Source organism: Duganella sp. GW821-FHT07F09 (genome assembly GCF_059418705.1).
In genome coordinates this window covers 78,996-103,046 of record NZ_JBWKQJ010000008.1, presented here as the reverse complement: position 1 = coordinate 103,046, position 24,051 = coordinate 78,996, and the positions used below count along the sequence as shown (strand labels likewise).

At 61.2% G+C, this 24,051-nt stretch carries 22 protein-coding genes; 20 read left to right on the top strand and 2 right to left on the bottom strand.

Features of this window, described 5'->3' with window-relative positions:
• Positions 1-53: 53 nt before the first annotated feature.
• On the top strand, positions 54-398 hold the full coding sequence (locus tag AC07P1_RS21330; protein ID WP_494697710.1) for a hypothetical protein: 345 nt from the start codon (positions 54-56) through the stop codon (positions 396-398).
• 347 nt (positions 399-745) lie between these two features.
• Here AC07P1_RS21330 and AC07P1_RS21325 read toward each other — a convergent pair whose 3' ends face one another.
• Positions 746-1,015, bottom strand: a complete 270-nt coding sequence (locus AC07P1_RS21325) for a hypothetical protein (RefSeq protein WP_494697709.1) — start codon at positions 1,013-1,015, stop codon at positions 746-748.
• Positions 1,016-1,145: 130 nt separating this feature from the next.
• On the opposite strand from AC07P1_RS21325, the gene AC07P1_RS21320 reads away from it, so the two are divergent.
• The 18 genes from AC07P1_RS21320 to AC07P1_RS21235 all read left to right on the top strand — a co-directional run bounded on the left by AC07P1_RS21320 (position 1,146) and on the right by AC07P1_RS21235 (position 23,214).
• Positions 1,146-1,460 (top strand): hypothetical protein, encoded by a 315-nt coding sequence (locus tag AC07P1_RS21320; RefSeq protein WP_494697708.1) that lies wholly within the window; start codon positions 1,146-1,148, stop codon positions 1,458-1,460.
• 26 nt (positions 1,461-1,486) lie between these two features.
• Positions 1,487-1,909, top strand: coding sequence for a GNAT family N-acetyltransferase (locus AC07P1_RS21315; protein WP_494697707.1), 423 nt, complete (start codon positions 1,487-1,489; stop codon positions 1,907-1,909).
• Positions 1,910-2,132: 223 nt separating this feature from the next.
• Complete coding sequence (locus AC07P1_RS21310; RefSeq protein WP_494697706.1) at positions 2,133-2,792, top strand: dihydrofolate reductase family protein; 660 nt, start codon at positions 2,133-2,135, stop codon at positions 2,790-2,792.
• Positions 2,793-3,043: 251 nt separating this feature from the next.
• Complete coding sequence (locus tag AC07P1_RS21305) at positions 3,044-4,702, top strand: tyrosinase family protein (RefSeq protein WP_494697705.1); 1,659 nt, start codon at positions 3,044-3,046, stop codon at positions 4,700-4,702.
• A 359-nt stretch (positions 4,703-5,061) separates the two neighbouring features.
• Positions 5,062-5,451, top strand: coding sequence for a hypothetical protein (locus AC07P1_RS21300; RefSeq protein WP_494697704.1), 390 nt, complete (start codon positions 5,062-5,064; stop codon positions 5,449-5,451).
• 155 nt (positions 5,452-5,606) lie between these two features.
• On the top strand, positions 5,607-6,836 hold the full coding sequence (locus AC07P1_RS21295; protein ID WP_494697703.1) for a phosphatidylserine decarboxylase: 1,230 nt from the start codon (positions 5,607-5,609) through the stop codon (positions 6,834-6,836).
• A 206-nt stretch (positions 6,837-7,042) separates the two neighbouring features.
• Positions 7,043-7,690 (top strand): PEP-CTERM sorting domain-containing protein, encoded by a 648-nt coding sequence (locus tag AC07P1_RS21290; protein ID WP_494697702.1) that lies wholly within the window; start codon positions 7,043-7,045, stop codon positions 7,688-7,690.
• A gap of 178 nt (positions 7,691-7,868) precedes the next feature.
• Positions 7,869-8,921 carry a LacI family DNA-binding transcriptional regulator gene (locus AC07P1_RS21285; protein WP_494697701.1) on the top strand — a complete coding sequence of 351 codons (1,053 nt, stop codon included), beginning with the start codon at positions 7,869-7,871 and terminating at the stop codon, positions 8,919-8,921.
• A gap of 11 nt (positions 8,922-8,932) precedes the next feature.
• Positions 8,933-10,189 carry an extracellular solute-binding protein gene (locus AC07P1_RS21280; RefSeq protein ID WP_494697700.1) on the top strand — a complete coding sequence of 419 codons (1,257 nt, stop codon included), beginning with the start codon at positions 8,933-8,935 and terminating at the stop codon, positions 10,187-10,189.
• Entirely contained in the window at positions 10,186-11,253 is a 1,068-nt protein-coding gene (locus tag AC07P1_RS21275) for a carbohydrate ABC transporter permease (protein ID WP_494697699.1), read from the top strand. The genes AC07P1_RS21280 and AC07P1_RS21275 overlap by 4 nt, the downstream gene beginning before the upstream one ends.
• Positions 11,250-12,134, top strand: a complete 885-nt coding sequence (locus AC07P1_RS21270; RefSeq protein WP_494697698.1) for a carbohydrate ABC transporter permease — start codon at positions 11,250-11,252, stop codon at positions 12,132-12,134. The genes AC07P1_RS21275 and AC07P1_RS21270 overlap by 4 nt, the downstream gene beginning before the upstream one ends.
• A 33-nt stretch (positions 12,135-12,167) precedes the next feature.
• On the top strand, positions 12,168-13,145 hold the full coding sequence (locus AC07P1_RS21265; RefSeq protein ID WP_494697697.1) for a family 43 glycosylhydrolase: 978 nt from the start codon (positions 12,168-12,170) through the stop codon (positions 13,143-13,145).
• Between the two features lie 48 nt (positions 13,146-13,193).
• Positions 13,194-15,488 (top strand): GH32 C-terminal domain-containing protein, encoded by a 2,295-nt coding sequence (locus AC07P1_RS21260; protein ID WP_494697696.1) that lies wholly within the window; start codon positions 13,194-13,196, stop codon positions 15,486-15,488.
• A 1-nt stretch (position 15,489) separates the two neighbouring features.
• Positions 15,490-16,608 (top strand): ABC transporter ATP-binding protein, encoded by a 1,119-nt coding sequence (locus AC07P1_RS21255; RefSeq protein WP_494697695.1) that lies wholly within the window; start codon positions 15,490-15,492, stop codon positions 16,606-16,608.
• Complete coding sequence (locus AC07P1_RS21250; RefSeq protein ID WP_494697694.1) at positions 16,605-17,540, top strand: carbohydrate kinase family protein; 936 nt, start codon at positions 16,605-16,607, stop codon at positions 17,538-17,540. The genes AC07P1_RS21255 and AC07P1_RS21250 overlap by 4 nt, the downstream gene beginning before the upstream one ends.
• 89 nt (positions 17,541-17,629) lie before the next feature.
• Positions 17,630-20,500: a TonB-dependent receptor gene (locus tag AC07P1_RS21245; protein WP_494697693.1), complete on the top strand. Its 2,871-nt coding sequence runs from the start codon at positions 17,630-17,632 to the stop codon at positions 20,498-20,500.
• 107 nt (positions 20,501-20,607) lie between these two features.
• The gene (locus AC07P1_RS21240; RefSeq protein ID WP_494697692.1) at positions 20,608-22,902 is read left to right on the top strand and encodes an FdhF/YdeP family oxidoreductase; all 2,295 of its coding nucleotides are present in this window, start codon (positions 20,608-20,610) and stop codon (positions 22,900-22,902) included.
• Positions 22,903-22,974: 72 nt separating this feature from the next.
• Positions 22,975-23,214, top strand: coding sequence for a hypothetical protein (locus AC07P1_RS21235; protein WP_494697691.1), 240 nt, complete (start codon positions 22,975-22,977; stop codon positions 23,212-23,214).
• A gap of 34 nt (positions 23,215-23,248) precedes the next feature.
• On the opposite strand, the gene AC07P1_RS21230 is transcribed toward AC07P1_RS21235, so the two are convergent.
• Positions 23,249-23,485: a hypothetical protein gene (locus tag AC07P1_RS21230; protein ID WP_494697690.1), complete on the bottom strand. Its 237-nt coding sequence runs from the start codon at positions 23,483-23,485 to the stop codon at positions 23,249-23,251.
• Between the two features lie 209 nt (positions 23,486-23,694).
• Between AC07P1_RS21230 and AC07P1_RS21225 the strand changes: the two genes are divergently transcribed.
• On the top strand, positions 23,695-24,009 hold the full coding sequence (locus tag AC07P1_RS21225; RefSeq protein WP_494697689.1) for a hypothetical protein: 315 nt from the start codon (positions 23,695-23,697) through the stop codon (positions 24,007-24,009).
• Positions 24,010-24,051 lie beyond the last annotated feature (42 nt).

Genomic DNA, 24,051 nt, shown 5'->3' with positions numbered 1-24,051 from the left:
AGAATCTGTGACGGTAATGCCCCCACATTGCGCCATACCAATAAGGAACCGATATGGCCATAGACGCCATTGTAGAAAAGCTTGAGGGCGTTGACATTGGTGTGTCAGCGGCTGACGCCGAGAACGTAGAGCTGCTGTATCGATTTGGGGATTTACTACTCCGCTACAGAGATTGGGAGGAGCAGGAGTGCGAAAAGAAGTTCTTCGACGTGCTTGCGTTTCGCTGGGAAGATTTTACGAACCAAGCACCCCGCGACGATTCCTCGTTTGAGATTATCAATTCGACATGGCTCGCCGTTCAGGCTAAAGCGCGAGAAGTCGAACCGAGCAACTACATCCATTATCGAATTTGCTTCAATGGCAATGGCGTTCTAGACGTCATTACGCAGAGACTTTAGCGCCAAGGCCACGTTCGGCTTAATGAGGAAAGCCTAGTCATCCGGTGTGAGGCGTCATGCCGGGGATGAAGCCTACGGCCGCTACAGTCAGACCAACGACGAAGGGCAGCTGAGGGGCGGAAGCGGGCGTACGGGCCGCCTTGATCACTAGCCAATGCGCCCTAACTGATTGCCTGATTTCGTGCTGGACGACGTAGCGGTCAGGCTAGGTTTCTGTTGCGCTACGAAGCCGACGGACTAGAGCGTTCCCAGATAGCCCTTGCCGCAATCCCACCGGGCGCTGTAGAGCTAAATGTAACTTAGCAGACGGTTCCCCTGCAGCCGGCATTACTCGCGAGTCGGCTGGTTTATTTGTCGTCCTTTTTGGTGGCGTTGCCGGCTCCGCCGCCGGTCCCGTTCATGCCGCTTTGCGGCATGTCGCCGTCGTGCGGGGCGTCACCATGTTGGTCGCCCATGCCGTTGGAGTGCTGGCCGCCTTGGCCGTGCAGGCCTCTTTCGGCGCCTTTATTAATGCCTTGGCCGCTATCGGCACCCTCGGTGCCGGAATGTTCGCTGCCGCTCAGTCCGTCCGTGGCGCCTTGGCCGCCAACGGATTGCTGATGATTGTCTTTGCTCATGCCGTCTCCTTGAAATTGGATTGAGGGTGAATGCTAACCTCCGGCGTTGTGTTGAGCTATCAGCGTATCACTGTCTCGCAAGTAGGCGAAAAGCTACAAGTGCCGCAGAAACCTATTGAACGGACATGACATGAGCGGCGTCGGCATTGGTCGACTTGCTTTTGATGCAATATCCATCGTACACTTTATTGTTTCAACGCCAATAGCAGGCCAACGAATAGTACGGAGATCAAACATGGCAATTGGGAAGCCCTGCACGGAATGCGGCGGCAACGAGCATTTTTCAAAAGAGGTTGCCTCAGGCGCAACCGGCGAACTGCTTCCCGTCGGCAGCCTGCATGGCGGGAAGTACCGGGTTGTCGTTTGCGGAGCTTGCGGGTTCACCCGCTGGTTTGTTCCCGAGCGGTTCTTGCCGCTTGTAAAAGAGAAATTTGAAACGGAATAATTGCAGTGGGGCCGGGAGAAAATACTGTGCAGCGGAGTGTCGTAGTTGTAAGCGATAGCGTCGATCCTCGGTTCGAGGACGCTATCGGTGAAGGGTTGGATGAATTCAATCTGCAGGCGTCGGGATTGAGCGATCGGCGCCCCTTGAGTGTCATCGTGAAAGATCCCGACAGCGGCGAGGCGCTGGGCGGTATCGTCGGACGGACTTCTCTTGGTCTGGCGTTTCTGGATCTGTTTCACCTCCCGGCGTCGCTGCGTGGCTCTGGCCTCGGCACGAAAATCCTGAAGGCATTCGAAGATGAGGCGCGCGAACGGCGTTGTCGTTCGGCCGTGCTTTATACAATCAGCTTCCAGGCGCCCGGCTTTTATGAAAAAAATGGGTGGGTACGTTTCGGCGAGATTGAATCCGATCAGGGTATAAGCCGCATTTTCATGAGTAAAAAGCTGTAGTTGGTTTCTTAAGCGCGCCATGCGGTGGACGTCCATGCCAGTTCGAATACCGCTACCTGGGCGGCCTTGGCGGCCTGCGCCGTCCCCGTGGCGATTCGCCCAATGCGGGTTGGCGTAACCTGTCGTTTCGCGGTTACGCCGACTATATGCAGACCGATGAGTTCGCGGCCAACATCGATGCTCTGATCGGACGTTGCGCATCAATTCACACGGAGGAATCAGAATGACACGAGTGCGAGTGGAAAGCTTTACGATCTCTATCGACGGCTATGCGGCGGGTCCGGATCAAGATCTCAACAACCCGCTCGGCGTGGGTGGCACGAACCTGCACCAGTGGTTCATCCCCACGCGCACGTTCCAGTCGGTCCACGGCGCGGGAGACGGCACGACCGGCGTCGACGACGAATTTGCCGCGCGTGGATTTAACAACGTCGGCGCCTGGATCCTCGGGCGGAACATGTTCGGACCGGTTCGCGGACCCTGGCCAGACATGAGCTGGAAGGGCTGGTGGGGCGACAATCCACCTTATCACGTTCCGGTCTTCGTCTTGACCCATCACGCGCGGCCATCGATCCAGATGGAAGGCGGCACGACATTTCACTTCGTCACTGGCGGCATACACGAGGCCCTCGACCGCGCCCGTGACGCGGCGAACGGCATGGACGTGCGCATCGGCGGCGGAGCAGATGTGATTCGACAGTATCTGCAAGCGGAGCTCATCGATGAGCTGCATATCGCGATATCGCCGATCCTGCTGGGCCAGGGGGAGCGGCTGTTCGAAGGCGCGGACCTGCGGGCCCTGGGATATGAATGCGTCGAGTTCACGGGAACGGAGAAGGCAACCCATGTCGTGCTCCGCCGCAGCAATAGCACCGCCGCTTAACTAATATTTAGCTAGCCAGCCAGCCGGCGCTCTTCGGGCGCCGGCTTTTTTTATGTTGGCGGGAAGATAAGTATATATTCAACGACTGTGAGTATTGGAGAGTCTTTCGACGAAAACATGAAGATACAATCATTGAAAATTCCGCAAGATGATCGTTTTTTAAACTGCAAGTAACTCTGGTTTGTCCGCTTCTGTAACATTAATGCGTGAAGTTTCCACCGTTTTTTCTACGTCCCAACACAAGGAAAAATATGGCACAGGCACCTATCGGCATTCGTCGCTCTATATTTGAAATTCAGACTAACTTCGAGAACAAGAGCGACACTAAAACACTGGAAGATTTGATGACGGCCTGGGCTGGTATCAAGGCGCTGGAACCGTCCGATCTGAACTCATTCTTCGTGATTGGTGGTTATCACGGCGAACCTTTCCGGGGAGCTGGCTACGGTAGCAGCGCATGGTGGGGTGGCTGGTGTAATCACGGGAATGTCCTGTTTCCAACTTGGCACAGAATGTATCTGAAGCGGTTGGAAACAGCATTGCAAAGCATCCCCGGATGCGAAAATGTGATGTTGCCATATTGGGATGAAACGGACGATTATTCGCTTGCGCATGGCATACCATCCTGCCTGACAAAGGATACGTTTACCTATAGTAACGGCAATACCATTCCGAATCCTCTCCTTTCATTCACTTTTCCGGTGAATATTACGGACAACGTTTCTACCGATCAGGAAGGCGGAGCAGGGGGGCTATACACAAAAAATGCGGGCTATACGACGGTTCGCTACCCGTATTCCGGCCTGGTCGGTACCCCGGATGACCTGGCCACGACAAAGCGGCACAACGACCAGTGGAACTCGGAGCAAGCGGTCACCGTACTTAACCAAAATGTGGTGAACTGGCTCAATCTTAAAGTCGTCGAACTTCAACCAGATAACGTCAATAAAAACCCGTCAATACAGGCTGGTATTCATAGCGCTTATCAAAGCTGCCTGGATGCGCCAAACTATACGGTTTTCTCGAATACGACCTCCGCCCAGAATTACAATGATTTGCTGGACCCAGGCGCGACGCCAGCCGTGCCTCTCGAACAACCCCATAACGATATCCATTTGGCGGTGGGGGGCGCGGATATTACCAGCGTCGCCGCTCAGGATTTCGATGCGTCGCCCATCGTCGGCGCCAACGGCGACATGGGGGAGAATGACACGGCCGGCCTGGACCCCATCTTTTACTTCCATCACGCCAATGTCGACCGCATGTTCTGGGTCTGGCAAAAGAAAACCGGCAACGTCGATGCGCTGGACATCATCCCACAGTATCCCGGTACTAATTCCGTCGACAGCCAGGGACCCACGCCGGGAGTTGCCGGCAATGTGTGGCTGACGATGGAGTCGCCACTGATGCCATTTGTCGACGCGGATGGCAAAGTCCATGTGTCCAATGACGTGGTGAATATTGAACAGCAGTTGGGCTATACCTATTCGATAGGCTCGCTTGATCAGGCGGCTTGGCCGCCTGCCGGCGCCGGCAACCAGCAGATGCTGGGTGTACGGGAGGGGTATAGCAGTCAGGTGTTGACCGTCACTGGCGCAAACAAGGCGGCTGTCAACGGCTCATTCCTGATCGCGGGATATGCCACGGTGGGCGGGCAGAAACATCTGGTCGGAGTGCAGTCGGTATTGAGCAGAAATGCGATCCAGGGCTGCGCCAACTGCCAGACGCATCTGAATGTCAAGGCGCATTTCAGCTTGCATCATCTGCCCACTAGCGTGGTATCCCATCCGGACACGACCTTTAGCGCTGAGATCGTAGGTCATCAAGTCGATCCCGGGGCCGCGGCAGTCTCCGCGCTCGCCGCAGCCACGACGCCTAAACGAAAGGCCTTGAAGGTGAGCTTGAAATAGACGTCATCCCTGCGGTAACCAGAACCGAAAGGCATGGCAAGCATGTCTTTCGGTTTGCGTGATTAGCACAGTTGTTTTCAATTGATCCTATCGCAAGAATTCTTGTTTGGTATTGGGAGCATTGTGAAAATTATGCGGGAAGATACCACCGTCTTGCGTCAGGGGCCGCATCCTGCGGTAACTTCGCGTGCTCGATTTTATTTCGAATCGACTTTCCGCCTGTCCCCGGTCACGCGAAGGGACCTACCCCTGCTATTTTTCTTTTCCTGGCTAGCGACCTTGCTGCCACTCATGCCGCATCAAGCGCCAACGTCGTGGTTGTGGGGCACGATTAGCGGGACCGTCCTGGTAACGACCGCATGGCTATTATTCCATCTTGGCCGGCGAACAACCGCTATCTGGTCGTTGATTGGCTGTGTCGCTTTAATCAGCATCGGTTGCTTGTTCGATTTTTGGCGCCTTTCCCCTATTTATCTGCTATCTCAGTGCCGCACATCCGTGGACGCCGATTTTTTCACCCAAATATTACGGCATATCGAGTTTCATTACAGATTTTTCCCGATCACGACCGTGACGATGTTGTTGTGGATTTGTTTGGGATCCCATGCTCCTGCGGAGCTGAAAACAGTCCCCGGTCCGTTCACGGGCGACTCTGGTTTGCGGATGGTAATTCACAGGAATATATTGTCCCGTTTCGGCTCCTGCTTATTGATGTTGCTCTGTATGGGCATGACCATGAGCGGGTTTGAATCGCTCGGCCTCAATGTTCAAAAAGGTCTTGGCGCGGATGGAATTGTCAGTGCCATGTTGTGCGGTATGTCGTTGTACCATCTTGTTTTGAATTTGTATTTGCGTCTCTCTGCGTCTCGAACTATGAATTCCTCACTTGAAAGATGACCGAATTATGGAACAGAAAATTGACAAGGCGGCGTCCAAAAATCCACTGGTTCCAATGTTTCCAGATGGAGTATATCCGGCGCATACGCCGGAAATGACGGAGATTATGAATGAGCTACGGGTGCTCGTCAGCAATCCGGTGGTGGAAGCGGCTTACAACACCGCGATTGCCAACCTGGACCCCTTCATTATGGAACTGGGAATCCAGCAGGAGAACCCGTGGACGGGTACGACTGTCGATGATTTCGTTGAATATTTTGATAAGTGGTTCACGTTCTTGCCCCAGCCGTCCAGTGGCTTGGGGTTCATCGTCCCGTTGACTTTTTTCTATGTCAACAATCCGCAAGCTTTTTATTTCATGAATAAATTGCAGAGCAAGAGCGGGCATAGAAAGGAGTATTCCAAGGAGATATTTAATTGGACGGTTAGATTTATCAAGGAACGTGGGCGCTTTATGGATACACCGGCGTCCATCAATCAGGATTACCTGAAAGAATGGATGGCCACGTTTCCGAATAAGGATTTCATCATTCCCGAAGGAGGATTCAAAACTTTCAATGAATTCTTCACTCGAAGGCTCAACGTCAGCGACAGCTACAACCCCCGGCCGGTGTCCGCGCCGGACGACGATTCCATTTTGGTGGCGTCGGGCGATACGGAGATCAACTTCATCGAGTCCAACCTGACACTCAAGACTACCTTGCCGGTCAAGACGCGGGAGTTGAATGTGACGCAGTTGCTCAACGCTTCGAAATTTGCGAAGAATTTTGTGGGCGGCACCGCCATTTCCTGCGTCTTGATGCCGACCAGTTACCACCATTATCACGCACCGGTCGGCGGAAATATAGTCGAAGCCATGGAAGTGCCGGGCATCTATAACGGCATCATGGATGGAGAACACTGGTTCGGGGAAGGCAATATTGGTGAAAGCGATACCGACTTCAGTATTTTTGAAGACTTCCACCGCGCCTATTTCATCATCGAGACCGTCGATTATGGCTACGTGGCGGTGGTTCCGGTGGGGCTGAACACGATCAGCGCGATACATCCTTCGGTCGTGAGCAATACTTATGTGCCTCCGGGAGGCGACCCGGTCAAAGTCGAAAAGGGACAGGAACTGGGTTACTTCTCCTACGGCGGCTCGCTCAACATCCTGCTGTTACAGCCAGGTGTACTCGACTGTATTTCTGTGATGCAGGGACAGCGCATAGGTAGCATGACGAAGCTGAAGAAATAAGCCGCGCCGCGCCGGGTTGTGCCGATGCTGGCGCTTCCGGCGCCCCTCGGTGTCGCGGGCGTCGGGAAATCCCTACGACAAATTCAGCCCGGGACGATATTATTGGAAGTAAATATTGCTTACCATAATGACACTTCGCGCGTGTTCCTGTTCAATTGTGGCTGGGAGCTTTTTGGCGATGTGGCTAACATTTCAAGGGTAAGAATATGAAGAAAATAATTTCGGCCATCGCATTGGCTACCGCCGCGTTGACCTCGGCTCACGCGGCATCGATTAGCGGTTTGGTCAACACCGGCGTCGGCGCGGCCGGCACGCAAGATACGCACTACGCTTTGAGCGTTCTGTCCGGCACGACGGTGTTGACGAATAGTAATGCCTACATCAGCGCTGACAATGTGTGGCCTGTCGGCAAGGCTTGGACGGCCAATACCAGCGCTTCCAAGTGGATTACCCCGACCAGCAACGTGGGCGACTGGCTCGATCCCGACGTCAATGGTGTCTACGATTACCGCTTGAAGTTCGACCTGACCGGCTACGATGCCTCGACGGCCGCGTTCACCGGCCGCTTCGCCGCCGACAATTCCGTGGTCGTGTTGTTGAATGGTCAGCAAATCGCCAGCGGTCATAAATTCGACACCTGGCTGAGCTTTGGCGCCAGCAGCGGCTTTACCAGCGGTATCAATACCCTGGATTTCATCGTCACCAACGGCCGTCAGCTGGACGACAACCCGACCGGTCTGCGCGCGGAGTTCCTCAGCTCGGTCGCCGCGCCCGTGCCGGAGCCAGAAACCTACGCCATGCTGCTGGCAGGGCTGGGTTTGATCACCTATACGGCGCGTCGCCGCAAGGCCTGATATCGACCGTGATTTTGCTTGTAGAAAAAGCCGCTAGCGATAGCGGCTTTTTTTTCGTAAATTTTTTGTTGACGGCGATCGAGGGAATCCATATCATTTGCAAAACAAATGACAACGTTGGACATTTTGCGGAAGACGGCAAGATTCCGGCGCTGCGGCGAATATTCAAGGAGACTGTGTGGCAACGATTCACGATGTGGCGGAGAGGGCCGGTGTGTCCATCAAGACCGTCTCGCGCGTACTCAACGGCGGGACCGAGGTGTCGGAGAAGACCCGCACCCGTATCGAGCAGGCCATGCGCAGCCTCGAATTCACACCCTCGGCTGCCGCGCGCATGCTGCGTGGGCGTCCGACAGGGCTGGTCGCGGTCATCGCCGAAAAGTTGACGACGACGCCGGATTCGTCCGAGATCATCAAGGGCATACAGCTGGTGTGCGAGCAAATGGGCAAGGTGATGCTGATCGGCGAGACCGGCGGCCATGCCGATGTCGCCAACCGCCTGGTGGCAGACATGCGCGAGAGGCGGGTCGAGGCGATCCTGTTCGCCACTCCGTTTCACCGCGAAGTCATCGTCGAGCCGCTGCTGGGCAGCACGCCGACCGCGCTGGCCAATTGCTTCGAGGCGCCTGGCCGCTATACGCAGGTGGTGCCGGATGACGAAGGCGGTGGCTACGCGGCGGCGCAAATCGTGCTGCAGGCAGGACATCGCGAGATCGCCTTCCTTCAACTGATACCGGGCATGGTGGCGACCGGATTGCGTCTGCGCGGTTTCGAGCGCGCGATGCGCGAGCATGGCGTCACGCCCAATCCCGATTGGCTGATCCACGGCGCGGAGGCGGGTGACGCGGACGAGTTCTCGCACCTTGCCGACGCCGTCGACCGCCTCTTCGCCAGCGACAATCGGCCCACCGCCATCCTGTGCGGTAACGACAAGATGGCCATGCGCGTCATCTTCATTTTGCAGCGGCGCGGTTTGCGCGTGCCCGCCGACGTGTCGATAGTCGGCTTCGACGATTTTCGATTGATTTCGGAGGCGCTGGACCCGGGGCTGACCACCGTCGCGCTGCCGTACCGCGAAATCGGCGAGCTGTCCGGCCGCCATGTGCTGGAGCAGTCGTCGGCGCCGGCCGCCACCATCCGCGTGCCGTGCGTGCCGGTCATGCGCGGCACCGTCGCCGCGCCGTCGGCCAGCGCGGTCAAGGCCATGCGGGCGATGAAGGCCAAGCGATGAGGCGCGCGCTGTTGGCGGCACTGTTGGTGACGATGGCGCTGCCGGTGCTGGCCGCGCCGGTGCAGATCAAACTATGGCGCCACGATACCGGCGACGCCGAAATGGCCTCGGGCAGGGCGGCCGTGGAGCGGTTCAATCGTTCGCAGCAGAAATGGAAGGTCGTGGTCGAGGCGATTCCGCAAGGCTCGTACACCGAGTCGATCACCGCCGCTTCGCTGGTCGGTCAACTGCCGTGCATCATCGCCATGGACCAGCCGACCGTGCCGAACTTCGCCTGGGCCGGACATGTGCGCTCGCTCGATGCCTTACTGCCGGCCGACGCGGTGGCCAAGCTGCTGGAGGGCGGACGCGGAACCTACAAGGGCCAGCTGTATAGCGTCGGCCAGTTCGATGTGGCGCTGGCGCTGTTTTCGCGCCGCTCCCGGCTGGACGCCTTGGGTGTGCGCGTGGCGACGATGGAGCAGCCCTATACCGCCGCCGAGTTCCACGACGTGCTGGTGAAGGTGAAGAAGAGCGGGCGCTATCGCTTCCCGCTGGATTTGAACGGCCGTTTCAAGGGCGAGTGGTACAGCTATGCGTTCTCGCCCTGGCTGCAAAGCGCCGGCACCGACCTGATAGACCGTGATGGCTACGTGCGCGTCGACGGTATGCTGAACAGCGATGCGGCCGTCGCCGTCGGCCGCTATTACGGCCGCCTGTTCAAGGACAAGCTGGTCGAGCGGATTCCGGCGGACGACAAGGCCTTCGAACAAGGCCGCTCGCTGTTCCATTACACCGGCTCGTGGAAGGCGCGCGAGTACAGCGAACAATTCGGCGGCGATCTGGTGGTGATGCCGCCGCCGGACTTCGGCCATGGTCCCAAGATCGGGGCGGCTTCCTGGCAGTGGGGCGTCACGCGCAGCTGCCGCCAGCCAGAAGGCGCGGCGGCCTTCCTGGCGCATCTGATCTCGCCGGCGGAAATCGCTGCCGCGTCGCGCGATACCGGGCTGGTGCCGGTGAGCGCGGAAGGGGCGGCGCTCACCGAGCACTATCGTCCGGGCGGCGACTGGCGTATCTATTTCGAGTTCGCCAAGCGCTATGCGGTGTCGCGGCCGGCCAGTCCGGCGTATCCGGCGATGTCGTCGGCGTTCGAAAAAGCGATGGCCGACATCCGCAGCGGCAAGGACGCCACGGAGGCGTTCGACGAGGCGGTCGAGGCGATGGAACACAATATCTCGCGCAACAACGGTTACGGTTTCGCCGTGCGCAAAACGGGGGGCGGCTTATGAAAACCAAACTTGGCCGGGAACATCCGTTCGCGGTGGCGGCCTTCGCCTCGCCGGCGTTGCTGTTGTTCGCGCTGTTCGTGGTGCTGCCGATGCTGCTCGCAGCCGGCGCCACCATGACCAATCACCGCCTGATGTCGCCCGAGCCGACCAAGTACATCGGCCTTGACAATTACCGGCGCCTGCTGGCGCTGAATGTCGCCGTCGTCGACCCGGTGCGCGATGCGCGGGGCGCCGCCATGCGTGACGAGGAGGGCGTGCGTTACCCGACGTGGCGGCAGGTGCGCAAGGACAAGCCGGAGCTGGAAGGCTATCGTCCCGCGTTCCAGATCGATATCGGCGAATCGCGCATCGTGCTGGCGGCCACCGATCCCTTGTTCTACCGGTCGCTGATCAACACCTTCCTGTTCGCGGCGCTGGTGCTGCCGCTGCAGTGCGGCGCGGCGCTTGGCCTGGCGATCCTGGTCAACCAGAAGATACGGGGGAGGGTGTTTTTCCGCACCGTGTACTTCGCGCCGGTGGTGACGTCGATGGTGGTGGCGTCCATCGTTTGGGCGTTCATGCTCAATACCGACCGGGGCATGCTCAACGAGTTGCTGCGCGGCCTGCTGCACGACCCCAACGCGGGACCGGACTGGCTGGGCGACAGCCGCTACGCCTTGCCGGCCATCGCGCTGATGTCCGCCTGGCAGGGCGCCGGTTTCCAGATGCTGGTGTTCCTGGCCGGCCTGCAGTCGATCTCCCACGAGTTGTACGAGGCGGCCACGCTGATGGGCGCCAACGCGTGGCAGCGCTTCGTGCACGTGACCTTGCCCGGCCTGCGCAACACCATCATCTTCGTGCTGGTGTCGACCACCTTGCTGGCGTTCGGCCTGTTCACTCAAGTGGATGTGATGACCTCCGGCGGTCCGCTCGATTCGACGACAACGGTGGTGTACCACGCGGTGCGCAGCGGTTTCAAGGAGCAGGACGTGGGCTACGGCTCGACGATCACGCTGGTGTTCTTTGTCATCGTGCTGGCGCTGTCTGCGTTGCAGCGGATGCTGGTGAAGGGAGATGCGAAATGAACCTTAAAATGAGCCGGACCTTGCGCGACATCGCGCTGTTCATCGGCATGAGCGCCATCGGCATCGTGTTCATCGCGCCGCTGCTGTTCATGTTCGTTTCTTCCTTCAAGAGCGACAACGCGATCTTCGCCGATTTGAGCAGTTTGTCGGCGTACCTGCCATCGGAGACATGGTCGATGCGGAACTATACTGCGGTGTTCGAGAAGAGCGACTTGCCTTCCTTCCTGCTCAACTCCACCCTGATCGCCGCGCTGATCGTGGTGGGCGGCATCATCATCAACAGCATGCTGGCGTTTTCGATCGCACGCATGCGCTGGCGCGGACGTAATCTGGTGCTGGCGCTGGTCGTCGCGATGGTGATCGTGCCGTTCGAGGTGATCGCCATCCCGCTGTTGTCGCTGGTGGCCAAGCTGCCCTGGCCGGCCATCGAGCATGGCCGACTGGTGATGCACACCGGCTGGTTCAACAGCCTGCATGTGCAGGTGATCCCGTTCCTGGCGAACGCCTTCTGCGTCTTCCTGTTCTACCAGTTCTTCCGCGATATCCCGCCGGAGCTGGACGAGGCGGCGAAGATGGACGGCGCCGGTCCGTGGACCGTGTACGCCAGGATCATCATGCCCAACAGCGGCCCGGTGATCGCCACCGCCGCCATCGTGCTGTTCATCTCCGCCTGGAACCAGTATCTGTGGCCGATCATGGTGATACAGGGCGAGGCATTCCGGCCGGTCCAGCCGGGCATACAGCAATTCTTCGGACGCACCAATTCGTGGGGGCAGATCATGGCCTACGCATCGGTGATTACTTTACCCGTGCTCGCGGTGTTCCTGGCGTTCCAGCGGCAGTTCGTCGCCTCGGTCGCCGGGACAGGCATAAAAGGATAACTTAGGCTAACGCGGTATAACTTTGGACTACACATGACACTTAAACTGAACGATAAATTCATCTGGGATTTCTGGCACTTCGAGGAAGCGGGGGAACAGCACCTGTTCTTCCTGCAGGCTAACCGCTCCATCGGCAACCCGGACCTGCGCCACTGGAACGTCTCGGTCGGCCACGCGGTGTCGCAAGACCTGCGCAACTGGACCTCGCTCGGTACCGCTTTTGGTCCTTCGGCCTCGCCGGCGTGGGACGATTTCACCACCTGGACCGGCTCCGTGATCAAGGCCGAAGGGCGCTATCACCTGTTCTACACGGGTACCTGCCGCGCCGAAAACGGCATGCGCCAGCGCATCGGCCATGCCACATCGGATAGCCTGGACGGCCCGTGGGAGCGCGTCGGCAGCGGCCTGGCGCTGGATCTGGACGAGCGCTTTTATGAGGAATACGAGGAAGGGCGCTGGCACGACCGGGCCTTGCGCGACCCTTGGGTACTGGCGGATAAAATCGACGGCCAGTATCACATGTTCTACACCGCGCGCCGCAACGACGGTCCGCTGTATGCGCGCGGCGTGATCGGCCACGCGGTGTCGCCGGATCTCGTGAACTGGACGGCGACGGAGCCGGTCTATGCCGGCGGTCACTACGGCCAGCTGGAGGTGCCGCAGGTGTTCGAGCGCGATGGCCGCTGGTACTGCGTGTTTTGTAATGTCGCCGCGCATTGGACCGAAGAGATGCGCGCGCAGCACAATGGCGGCGTCTCCGGCACGCACTACCTGGTGGCGGACAACCCGCTCGGACCATGGCAGCCGGCGCCCGGCTTCCTCGATGGCGATATTCCGTGCCGCCGCTACGCGGGAAAAATCCTGCGCGATCCGGTCACCGGCGCCGACTGCCTGATGGCTTTTGAGGACACCGGCGCCGATGGCCAGTTTGTCGGCCGGATCTGCGATCCGATCCCGCTGCGCATGGAGAACGGCCTGTACGTGATCGACGATTTCCCGGCACAGAAATGACAACGATAGACAGCCGCTCATAAAAATTAAAAAGCTGGAGGAGACAACATGAATTATCGCTACGCCATCGCCAGTCTTGTACTGGTGGCCACGCAGGCCGTGGCGGCCGCCGAGGCGCCGCCGCTGGCCCGTTGGGGGCTGAACGAGCAGGATGGCAGCCAGACCGTCGAGCAGGTGTCCGGACGCCGCGACCAGGTGAACTATGTGTTCAACCGCGCGCGCTTCAAACCCGACTCGGCGCCGTTGTGGCGGCCGGCGGCCAGCTGCATCCATCAAGGCTGCTTGCTGTTCGACGGCTATTCGACCGACGTGACGGCGCCTTCGCTGACCAGCGTCCAATTGCAGGGCGGCTTCACCTTGAGCGCCTGGGTGGCGCCGCACGCCTTCGAATGGGGAGATGGCGGGCATTATTCCGCCTTCGTCAGCCAGTTCGACTCCCAGGCCAGGCAAGGGTTTTCCTTTGGCGTGTACCGCTTCGGCGCCTGGGGCATCAAGATGGGTTTGGGCGGAACCGTCGTCGATGTGCGCGTCGCCGATCGCAAGCTGCCGCGCGACACCTGGTCGCATGTGGCGGCGAGCTACGATCCGGCCACGCGGCGGGTGGCCCTGTTTTTGAACGGTGAACAGGTCGCCGGGAAGGTGATGCCTTCGGCGGAACGGTTCGCCATGCCGGAGCTGCCGCTGACGATAGGCCGCTACTCGCAGCCGGAGCAGATCGGCGGCGTCTTCAAGCTCAATACCTTCCTCGGCCTGATGGACGAGGTGCGTGTCGCCGCCGGCCCGTCCGACGCCGCCGCAGTGGCGGGCATCGTCGCCGCCGATCTGGCGCCACGCGCGGGCAAGGCGCCGAAGCTGTCGTCCACCGACATGAACATCCCGGCGAGCACCTTCGACGGTGACCGCCACCGCCCGCAATACCACGTGATGCCCGATGCCGGTTGGATGAACGAGCCGCACGCGCCGTTCTACTATCAGGGCCAGTACCACCTGTTCTTCCAAAAGAATCCGTTCGGCCCGTTCTGGCATCAGATTCATTGGGGGCACTGGGCCAGCGCCGACATGGTGCACTGGCGCGAGTTGCCCATCGCTTTGGCGCCGGAAGATGACGATCTGGCGACCGATGGCATCTGGTCCGGCAGCGCCACTCTGGCGGCCGACGGCACGCCCGTGTTGTTCTTCACCGCCGGTAACGATAAGGCACGGCCCAACCAGCGCACCGGCGTGGCGATGCCTTGCGATGTGCGCGACCCGGACCTGGCCTGCTGGAAAAAATATCCGGCGCCCGTCACAGTGCAGAAGCAGGGCATGGGCCTTTTTGGCGAGTTCCGCGATCCGTTCGTGTTCCGCGACGGCGACCGGCAGCGCTGGTTCCAGCTGGTCGGCTCGGCTTTGCCTCGACGCAGCGGCACGGCGCTGGTGTACGAATCGTCGGACTTGATCAACTGGAAACCGCGCGGTCCACTGTTCTCGATCGATGCCAAGCCATTCGCAGACTTCGAGAAAACCTGGGAGCTGCCGGTGCTGCTGCCGATCGGTAAAGGCGCCGACGGCCGCGATCGGCACGTGTTCCTGAACGACGTGCGGGGCCAGGCCTATTATTGGATCGGCGTGTTCGACGCCGCCGACGCGCGCTTCAAGCCCGATAGCGAGGCGCCGCGCGTGTTCGATGTCGGCCAGGGACACTTTTCCGGCCCGAGCGGGTTTGTCGATCCCAAGACCGGCCGCTCGATCGTCTTTTCGATCGCGCAGGGCGAACGCACGTTGCGTGACGAGTGGGACGCCGGCTGGGCGCACAACGGCGGCTTGCCCATCGCATTGTCTCTGGGCGCAGACGGTGATCTGCGGCTGGCGCCTATCGGCGAGTTGGCCAGTCTGCGCCGACGGCAAGTGATGGATCTGCGCGACGTCGGCGTGGACGACGCGGCCAAGGCGCTGGCGGCACTGCGCGGCGACGGACTCGAAATCGAACTTGAGCTGGCGCCTTCGCTGCAGGCTGCCAAGCGTGGTCTGAGTGTGCGGGTGGCTCCCGGCCGGGCCGAGGCGACCGATGTGTACGTCGACGGCGCCGCCCGCCGTCTGGAAATCGACCGCACCCTTACCACCATCGGCAAGTCGTACGGCGTGCAAGGCGGCGCTTTCGAGCTGGGAACGGAAAATCTGCGCATGCGCGTGTTCCTGGACCGTTCGATGGTTGAGGCCTATGTCAACGAGCGCAAGAGCCTTACCAGCCGCACTTATCCAACCCGCGTTGATGCGGACGGATTGGCGTTGCTGGCGGCGCCCGGCGACCGCGTCGTCTCGCTCAAGGTGTGGGCGATGGGCGCCACAGTGAAAGGAAACTGAGATGGCCACAATCGCATTGCAAGGGGTGGGCAAGACCTACCCGGGTAAGGAGTCGCAGTACATTCTGCGAGGCGTCGACTTCACGATAGAAGACGGTGAATTCGTGGTGCTGGTCGGTCCTTCGGGCTGCGGCAAATCGACGTTGCTGCGCATGATCGCGGGGTTGGAGGAAATCAGCGCCGGCGAAATCCGCATCGATGGTGTGACGGTCAACGACACGCCGCCGGCCAAGCGCGGGTTGTCGATGGTTTTCCAGAGCTATGCCTTGTACGCGCATATGAGTGTGTTCGAAAACATCGCCTTCGGCCTGCGCCTGGCGCGCGTGCCCAAGGCGGAGATCAAGATCGCGGTGCACGCGGTGGCGAAGATGCTGCAAATGGAGCACCTGCTTGATCGCCGTCCGCCGCAACTGTCCGGCGGCCAGCGGCAGCGTGTCGCCATTGGCCGCGCTATCGTGCGCAAGCCGCGCGCCTTTCTGTTCGACGAGCCGTTGTCCAATCTGGACGCTGCGCTGCGCGCCGACATGCGGGTGGAAATCGCCCGCCTGCACAAGCAGCTGGCCGCCACCATGGTCTACGTGACGCACGACCAGGTCGAGGCGATGACCCTGGCCGACCGCATCGTCGTGCTGGGCCCCGCCGGCGTGCAGCAGATCGGCGCGCCGATGCACCTGTACGACCATCCGGCCAATGTGTTCGTCGCCGGCTTTATCGGCAGCCCGAAGATGAATCTGGTGGCGGGCTCACTGGATGCGGGCGGACGCTTGAGGATCGGCGGCGCGGGGCTGGACTGGCCGGCACCGGCCGCTGCGCAGCCGGGTGCTGTGACCGTCGGCATACGGCCGGAACATCTGGTGGCCGATCCGCAGGGCGCGATACAGGGAGAGGTGATCCTGGTCGAAAGGCTGGGCGCCGAATCCTATGTGCACCTGGCGGTGGCTGGCCTGGCCAAACCCCTGATGGTGGTGGTCAAGGGGGAGCCGCCGGCGGCCAACGCGGCGTGGCGCGTGAGCCCAACAGCGGGCAGGGTGCACGTTTTCGACCAAGGCGGCCTGCGCATCGAGCCAGGAAAAGTAAACAACATGGCGGCCGGCGTGGCCGGCGCAACGGAGGCGGCATGATCATCGTATGTGGCGAGGCTTTGTTTGATGTGTTTTCCGACGGCGACACCGACACCGGTTTCGCGTTGTCGGCGCGGGTGGGCGGGTCGCCCTTCAACCTGGCGATCGGTTTGGCGCGGCTGGGCCGGCGACCGATGTTCTTCGGCGGGCTGTCGGCGGACCTGTTTGGCCGCAAGCTGGCCGATACATTGGCGCGCGAAGGCGTAGACATCTCCTGCGCTCCACGGCCGGAGGCGTCGACGGCGCTGGTCACCATCGACATCGACGCCAATGGCGTGCCGGCCTACACCTTGTATGGCAGCCAGACCGCCGAGCGCTCCGTGACCGTCGCGGACATCGGGCGCGTACCTATGGATGCGGCGGTGATCCACGTCGGCTCTTATTGCATGGCGGTCGAACCGGTCGCATCGACCTTGCGCGCCCTGGTCACGCGCCAGCATGGCCGCAGTCTGATCGCCTTCGACCCCAACGTGCGGCTGACGATACAGCCGGACCGCCAGATATGGACCGACGCCATCGCCTGGATGCTGCCAAACACGGATCTGCTGAAGATCAGCGACGAAGATATCGGCCACCTGTATCCGCGCATGTCGCCGCGCGCCTTCATCGATATGGCGCTCGATGCCGGCGTGTCGCTGGTGGTGGTCACGCGCGGCGGCGAGGGCGTGCTGGCCGCGACGGCGACGCTGGCGCTGGAACTGCCGGCCCTGAAGGTCGACGTGGTCGATACCGTTGGCGCGGGCGATACCTTCCAGGCGGCGCTGCTGTCGCACCTGGGCGAGCAAGGCCTGCTGACGCGCGCCGCTTTGAAGAAGCTGGACGCGCCGGCGCTGCAAGCGGCGCTGGCCTTCGCCGGCCGCGCCGCCGCCATCACCTGTTCCCGGCGCGGCGCCGATATGCCACGGCTGGAGGAGGTGCGCGACCACCGATAAAGTCCCTGTAACCGCCATGACAACGTTGGACAACTGAAACTTACCCAGGCCGTCGCAGCGCGGCTGATAATCATAAAAGGAGATGCGAAATGACCTACTCGATCGATCGTTACAACCGTTACATCGCTCGTTCGGCGGCGCTGGCGATCTGCCTGGCGCCCGCGCTGGTGTTCGCGCAGCAGAACAGCACAGCCACCCCCACGAGCACCACCACCCCCGCCGCCGTCAGCGGCCAGCAGGCCGCGGACGCCAATGGCGCCGATCCGTCGGCGGTCGTCATCGTCACCGGCGTGACCAAATCGACCACCAAGAAAAACGCGACGTTCTCGATCAACACGCTGACGGCCGAAGAGATCCAGCGCCTGGCGCCGATGAGCACCGCCGAGATGCTGGCCAACTTCCCTGGCATTTATACGGAAGGGGGCAGCGCCGGCGAGGCCAGTAACAACATCACGGTGCGTGGCTTGCCGGTCACTGGCGGTTACCGCTTCGCGCCGCAACTGATCGACGGCTTGCCGGCCTTTGAGGAGCCGGAGGCGCCGTTCATGAACAACGACGTCTTCATCCGCGACGACCTGATGACCGAGAGCGTGGAGCTGGTCAAGGGCGGTCCGGGCGGCATCCTGTATTCGAACGGCTTGGGCGCCACCGTCAACCATGTCACCCGCACCGGCGGCGACAAACTCGCCGGCGGCTACAAGATAGAGTACGCCGACTATGGCTTCATCCGCCAGGACGCCTTTGTCTCCGGCCCGCTGAGCCCCAATCTGACCGGCGCCGTCGGCGGCTTCTACCGCCGCAGCGACGGCGTGCGCGACACCGGCTACACCGCCGACCGTGGCGGCCAGGTACGCGGCAATCTGGTTTACACCAGCGACGACCGCAGGACCACCTTGCGCGGCGACGCGCTGGTGATCAACGACCGCACCGCGTTCTATCAGAACCTGCCGATTTCCGTGCCGCGCTTTGCCAACGCCGGTACGCCGGCCAATCCGACCAAGATCAACCAGGACACCATCGAGCCGCTGGGCATCGATTTCGCGCACGGCACCACGGCTTCGCCGTACAACCGCAAGTTCAACATGATCGGCGAGTACGGCACGCGCACGATCGACCAGGCCGACGGCATCCATCCGGACTTCAAGATCTTCACGCTGAGCGGCTCGCACGAGTTGAAGGACGGCTGGAAGCTGTCCGCCGGGCTGCGGCACACCACCGGCAGCAACGGCTTCAACGCCGTCTTCACCGGTAACGACACGGCCACGTCGACCAACTTCCTCAACGCCCGCTATCAGAACGACGTGATCTCGCCGGCGCACGGCGCGGCGCTTGCCTGCAACCTGAATAACGCCAAGCTGATTGGGTTCTTCAACGTGCCGAGCAGCCAGGCCTGCGGCGCCTTCGCCAACATCAGCCGCGAGGACTTCACCAGGCGCTACGCCAAGGCCACCGGCGTGGCTGGACGCTATCTGAACGACGGCACGGCGGTACCCGCATCCGCGAACCTGAACTTCATGATCCCGTTCGTCGCCGACGTCGACGCCTCCAGCACCTCGCTCGACCTCAAGACGCAGAAGTCCTTCGAACTGAAAGGTTCGCACGATCTGACCTTCGGCGTGTACAAGAGCCGCTACAGCTACAAGCCCAACTTCCAGCAGGCGCTGTTGGTCAGCGACGTGTCCAATCAATCGCGTCCGGTCGATCTGATCGCTGTGGACGCGCAGGGCAACCAGGTCGGCCCGAGCCTGACGCAGGGCGGCGCGATCCTGCCGGGATGGGGCGGTTTTGTCAGCGACATCCGGGGCGACGGCAACGCCGCCTACCTGCTCGACCACTGGGAAACCATGGACAAGAAGCTGAAGATCGATGCCGGCGTGCGTTGGCAAAACCTGAAGGCGGACGGCGTGCGGCGCGATCGCAACGTCATCACCGATCTGACGCCGGCCAATGTGGTTGTCGGCTCGACCCAGGATACGACGGCGGACAATGAAGTGAGCCTGCCGGGGACTCCGCAGACCTTGAACAAGACCTATCACGGCTTCGGCTGGTCGCTGGGTGGTAACTACAGCTTTAGCAAGGCCTTTGCCGTCTATGGCCTGGCGTCCGACTCCTTCCGTCTGCCCAGTCTCGAGGACATCAACAATCTGACGACGGCAACGGCCACCGTCGTCAATGGCCGGACGGTGGAAGTCAGTGCGGTGGAGCATATCCGCCAGTACGAAATGGGCTTGCGCTATCTGACCCGTGGCTTCGGCGCGTCGGTGGCGGCGTTCTATAACAAGTTCTCGCCGCGCAGCGCGGTCAACATCTACAAGGACATCCAGTCGTCGCAATGCACCAGCGCCGGTGGCGTGACGCAGATCAATTCCTGCCCGGACGTGGCGCAGCTTTATCAGCGCGGCATCCAGAACGTCGGCGCGGAAATCGAGTTGTCATGGCGTCCGGCCGCTATCCAGGGCCTGGAGTTAAAGGGTAATATGGTGATGCAAAATCCGAAGGTCAAGGGTGCCAATTACACCACCACGCAGGAGGACAAGGACGCGCAGGGTGTCATCACCGGTTATCACTATGTGCAGGTCAGCGAGGATGGACGTCGCCCGCGCCGTCTGCCGAAGGTGATGTTCAACTTTATGCCGTCGTTCGACCTCAAGCCGCTGACCGACATTCCGGTGAGCGTGTACGCGCAATACCAGCACTACGGTTCGCGCTTCTCCGAGGCGTCCGACAGCAACGTGACCCTGTTCCCGTCGTATCACATCATCAACGCGGGCGCGCAGTACCAGATCACCGAGCGTCTGAGTGCCCACCTGCACGTGGCCAACCTGACCAACCAGCTGTCGTTCACGGAAGGCGACCCGCTGTTCAACGATCTGCTGTCGCCGGACGGCTCGCGCAACCGTGGCGTGGCCAGGCCGTTGTTCGGACGGACTTTGCGGTTCAGTCTGACCTATATGTTCTAAGTTGACCCGGGACGCCGGCCTCGATGTCGTCGGCTTAGTGCGTTGACATACAGAGGCCGGCAGTCCCGGGACCTAGAATGGACCGATACTTTTATCAAGGACGGTCCATGAAATCCACCACACCCGAACCCTATCCACATCCCGCCGGCGGCTGGGGTTCGGTGAAGAAGGTCGCCACGGCACTGCTGACCGAGCATGTGCCGTTCGAGGGCGGCAAGCTGCTGGTCCACTTGAACAAAACCGACGGTGTCGCCTGCGTCAGCTGCGCCTGGGCCAAGCCGGCCAATCCCCATCCTTTCGAGTTCTGTGAGAGCGGCGCCAAGGCCACCGCCTGGGAAGTCACGGGCAAGCGCTGCGACGCCGGCTTTTTCGAGGAGCACACGGTCGGCGAGCTGCGGGGCTGGAGCGACCATCGGCTGGAGGCGGTGGGGCGGTTGACGACACCTTTGCGTTGGGATGCCGACAGCGACCGCTACGTGCCGGTCGACTGGGACAGCGCGTTCGCCGGGATCGGGCACGAACTGAAGGCGCTGGAGCCGAAAAGCACGGTGTTCTACTGCTCCGGCCGCGCTTCGCTGGAGGCGTCGTATATGTACCAGTTGCTGGCGCGGCTCTATGGCTGTAACAACCTGCCGGACAGCTCCAATATGTGTCACGAGAGTACCTCGGTGGCGTTGCCCAAAACCATCGGCGTGCCGATCGGCACCGTGTCGCTGGAGGATTTCGAGCACACTGACTGCATCCTTTTCTTCGGGCAGAACGTCGGCACCAACAGCCCGAGGATGCTGCACCAGTTGCAGGAGGCGCGCCGCCGGGGCGTTCCCATCATCACTTTCAATCCGCTGCGCGAGACCGGTCTGCTGCACTTCGCCAATCCGCAGTCGCCGGCCGAAATGCTGACCGGCGCCGAGACCACCATCAGCACGCATTATTTGCAGGTGCGGGCCGGCGGTGACAGCGCGGCGATGCTGGGCTTGTGCAAGGCGCTGATCGCGGCAGATGACGCCGCCCTGGCCGCCGGCACGCCGCGCGTGCTCGATACCGGGTTTATCGCCGAGCATACGGCCGGCCTGGACGCGCTGGTCGAATGCGCGCGAGAGGAAAGCTGGAGCGAGATCGAGCGACACTCCGGTCTGGCCCGCCGCGACCTGGAGGAGGTGGCGGCCGTGTATGCCAGCGCGAGCAAGGTGATCGGCGTGTTCGGGATGGGCCTGACGCAGCACCGTCTGGGCGTGCAGAATGTGGAGATGCTGTCGAATCTGTTGCTGTTGCGCGGCAATATCGGCAAGCCCGGCGCCGGCATCTGTCCGGTGCGCGGGCATTCCAATGTGCAGGGCCAGCGCACCGTGGGCATCACGGAGAAGCCGGAACTGGCGCCGCTCGATCAGTTGGCGAAACAGTACGGCTTCGAGCCGCCACGCGACAAGGGGCTGAACACCGTCGAGACCTGCGAGGGCGTGCTCGACGGCTCGGTGCGGGCGTTCATCGGGCTGGGCGGCAATTTCGTCCGGGCCGTGCCCGACACGGTCCGCGTGGAGGCGGCGTGGTCGCGGCTACGGCTGACCGTGCAGGTTGCAACCAAGCTGAACCGCAGTCATCTGGTGCATGGGGCGGTGTCATACATTTTGCCTTGCCTGGGACGGCTGGAGGTGGACCGGCAGGCCGGCGGCGAGCAGGCGGTGTCGGTGGAGGATAGCACCGGCCGCATGCACGGTTCGAAGGGCAGGGCGGAGCCGGCCGGCGAACTGCTGCGCTCGGAACCAGCGATCATCGCCGGGCTGGCGAAGGCGACGTTGCCGGCGAATCCCGCCGTCGATTGGGATGCGTGGGTGGCCGACTATGCCACCGTCCGCGACGCCATCGCCGAGACCTATCCGGAGATATTCCACGATTTCAACGCGCGCATGTGGACGCCGGGCGGATTCCCCCGGCCGGTGCCAGCAGCGGAGCGCAAATGGAAGACGCCGAACGGGCGCGCGAACTTCATCGCGCCGACCGTGCTGGATGCCGATCCCGACCAGCTGCCGCCGCGGGGCGACGTGCTGCGCTTGTTCACGGTGCGCAGCGACAGCCAGTTCAACACGACGATCTACAACGAGAACGATGGTTTTCGCGGTATCCATGGCGGCCGGCGGGTGCTGCTGATCAATGAGGCCGATATCGCGCGGCTGGGGCTGAGGGAGGGCGATCTGGTCGATGCCAGCGCCGTGACCGGCGACGGTATCGCGCGTAGTGTGTCCGCGCTGCGGCTGGTGGCGTATAACGTGCCGCCTGGATGTGTGGCAGGATATTTTCCTGAGTGTAATCCTTTGATGGCTTTGGAACATCATGCGCTGGAGAGCATGGTACCGGCGGCCAAGTCGATCGCCATACGAATCGGCCCGGCGCAGACGGCGGGGTGAACTGGCGAACATACGGATGACGTTGACTGGAGTAAACTGAATTCTGTTAAATATCTTTAGTGGAATTGAAAAATGCCCTTATCAGACCGCCGAAAACCCACCGCTACCGCCGCCATCATGGACGAGGCGTTGGAACTCCTTCCGCTGGAAGGTTTGCAGCCCGCAGCGGAGTACGCCATGAGCCATGGCGTGCCGCGGCATATCGTGTATAAGGTGTTGAGCGCGGCGCCGGAGAACCAGCGCAGCAATTTGTCGCGCAGGAAGCGCGAGGCGGGTGTTGTGGTTGATCTGAAGCACGCGGAGGCCGCGTAATTTTGTTGTTGCCTTGGTCGCGGCCTCTCTCGCCTTAGTGCGATGCCGGGGTGTTCGCTTCCGGCATCGGCATGGGATTCGGGGCGGCGGCTGCCGGAGGCGGCATTTCATTGCCCGGCACTGGCGGGGTGATATTGCCCGCGTCCGGGGTGGCGCCGATTTTCGTTTCCGGCGTGACCGGATCGACATCCTGTTTCTTGCAACCGGTGACGGCGGCTGCCGTGAGTATCAATGCGAGGGCGAATTTGGCCGGAGTGGTGAGCTTTTTCATGTTTTGTCCTTTAGATGGGTGTAGCCCATCGTAACTACTGATGAGCTCGACGGCTGTCGGCGTGCAAGCGGCTTGCATGTAGGACTAGCGCCCCTTGCTCTTAGGCAGCCCCGTTTGCCGGCCCCCTTTTTTGTGCGTTGCGGTTAGAATAACGCCTTTGCTACCCCACCGGCCAACTCCGACCGATGCATCGCCGTCCGATCATTCATGTGTTTCTCGCGTTTCTGCTGCTCTTCACGCAGCAGATCGGGGCGGCGCACGTCTATTCGCATTGGATCGACGTAACGCAGTCGGACGCGGAGTTCAGCAGCGAGGAGCAGGCCGAACACCGCAAACGCATCGCGGTGCACAAGGTCTGCGCCGAATGCGTCACCGTCGCCCAGGTGGCGGCGACGCTCACTTCGCAGCCGATGACGATCGCCGTCGTCGCCGTCGGCGGCGGCGTGATCGCCACGCCCGCCACCCTTACCGCCTGCGAACGCACCGTTTGCGTCTTCCAGTCCCGCGCTCCCCCTCTGGCCTGACACCCGAAATCCGTCCTGAATTTTGCGTCACCGTGGTCCGGC

Bases quoted from the DNA above. Each gene is read 5' to 3' on its own strand.
- AC07P1_RS21330 (WP_494697710.1), top strand. From the start codon at position 54: ATGGCCATAGACGCCATTGTAGAAAAGCTTGAGGGCGTTGACATTGGT.
- AC07P1_RS21325 (WP_494697709.1), bottom strand. From the start codon at position 1,015: ATGAGCAAAGACAATCATCAGCAATCCGTTGGCGGCCAAGGCGCCACG.
- AC07P1_RS21320 (WP_494697708.1), top strand. From the start codon at position 1,146: ATGAGCGGCGTCGGCATTGGTCGACTTGCTTTTGATGCAATATCCATC.
- AC07P1_RS21310 (WP_494697706.1), top strand. From the start codon at position 2,133: ATGACACGAGTGCGAGTGGAAAGCTTTACGATCTCTATCGACGGCTAT.
- AC07P1_RS21305 (WP_494697705.1), top strand. From the start codon at position 3,044: ATGGCACAGGCACCTATCGGCATTCGTCGCTCTATATTTGAAATTCAG.
- AC07P1_RS21300 (WP_494697704.1), top strand. From the start codon at position 5,062: ATGGCTATTATTCCATCTTGGCCGGCGAACAACCGCTATCTGGTCGTT.
- AC07P1_RS21295 (WP_494697703.1), top strand. From the start codon at position 5,607: ATGGAACAGAAAATTGACAAGGCGGCGTCCAAAAATCCACTGGTTCCA.
- AC07P1_RS21290 (WP_494697702.1), top strand. From the start codon at position 7,043: ATGAAGAAAATAATTTCGGCCATCGCATTGGCTACCGCCGCGTTGACC.
- AC07P1_RS21275 (WP_494697699.1), top strand. From the start codon at position 10,186: ATGAAAACCAAACTTGGCCGGGAACATCCGTTCGCGGTGGCGGCCTTC.
- AC07P1_RS21270 (WP_494697698.1), top strand. From the start codon at position 11,250: ATGAACCTTAAAATGAGCCGGACCTTGCGCGACATCGCGCTGTTCATC.
- AC07P1_RS21265 (WP_494697697.1), top strand. From the start codon at position 12,168: ATGACACTTAAACTGAACGATAAATTCATCTGGGATTTCTGGCACTTC.
- AC07P1_RS21260 (WP_494697696.1), top strand. From the start codon at position 13,194: ATGAATTATCGCTACGCCATCGCCAGTCTTGTACTGGTGGCCACGCAG.
- AC07P1_RS21255 (WP_494697695.1), top strand. From the start codon at position 15,490: ATGGCCACAATCGCATTGCAAGGGGTGGGCAAGACCTACCCGGGTAAG.
- AC07P1_RS21250 (WP_494697694.1), top strand. From the start codon at position 16,605: ATGATCATCGTATGTGGCGAGGCTTTGTTTGATGTGTTTTCCGACGGC.
- AC07P1_RS21245 (WP_494697693.1), top strand. From the start codon at position 17,630: ATGACCTACTCGATCGATCGTTACAACCGTTACATCGCTCGTTCGGCG.
- AC07P1_RS21240 (WP_494697692.1), top strand. From the start codon at position 20,608: ATGAAATCCACCACACCCGAACCCTATCCACATCCCGCCGGCGGCTGG.
- AC07P1_RS21235 (WP_494697691.1), top strand. From the start codon at position 22,975: ATGCCCTTATCAGACCGCCGAAAACCCACCGCTACCGCCGCCATCATG.
- AC07P1_RS21230 (WP_494697690.1), bottom strand. From the start codon at position 23,485: ATGAAAAAGCTCACCACTCCGGCCAAATTCGCCCTCGCATTGATACTC.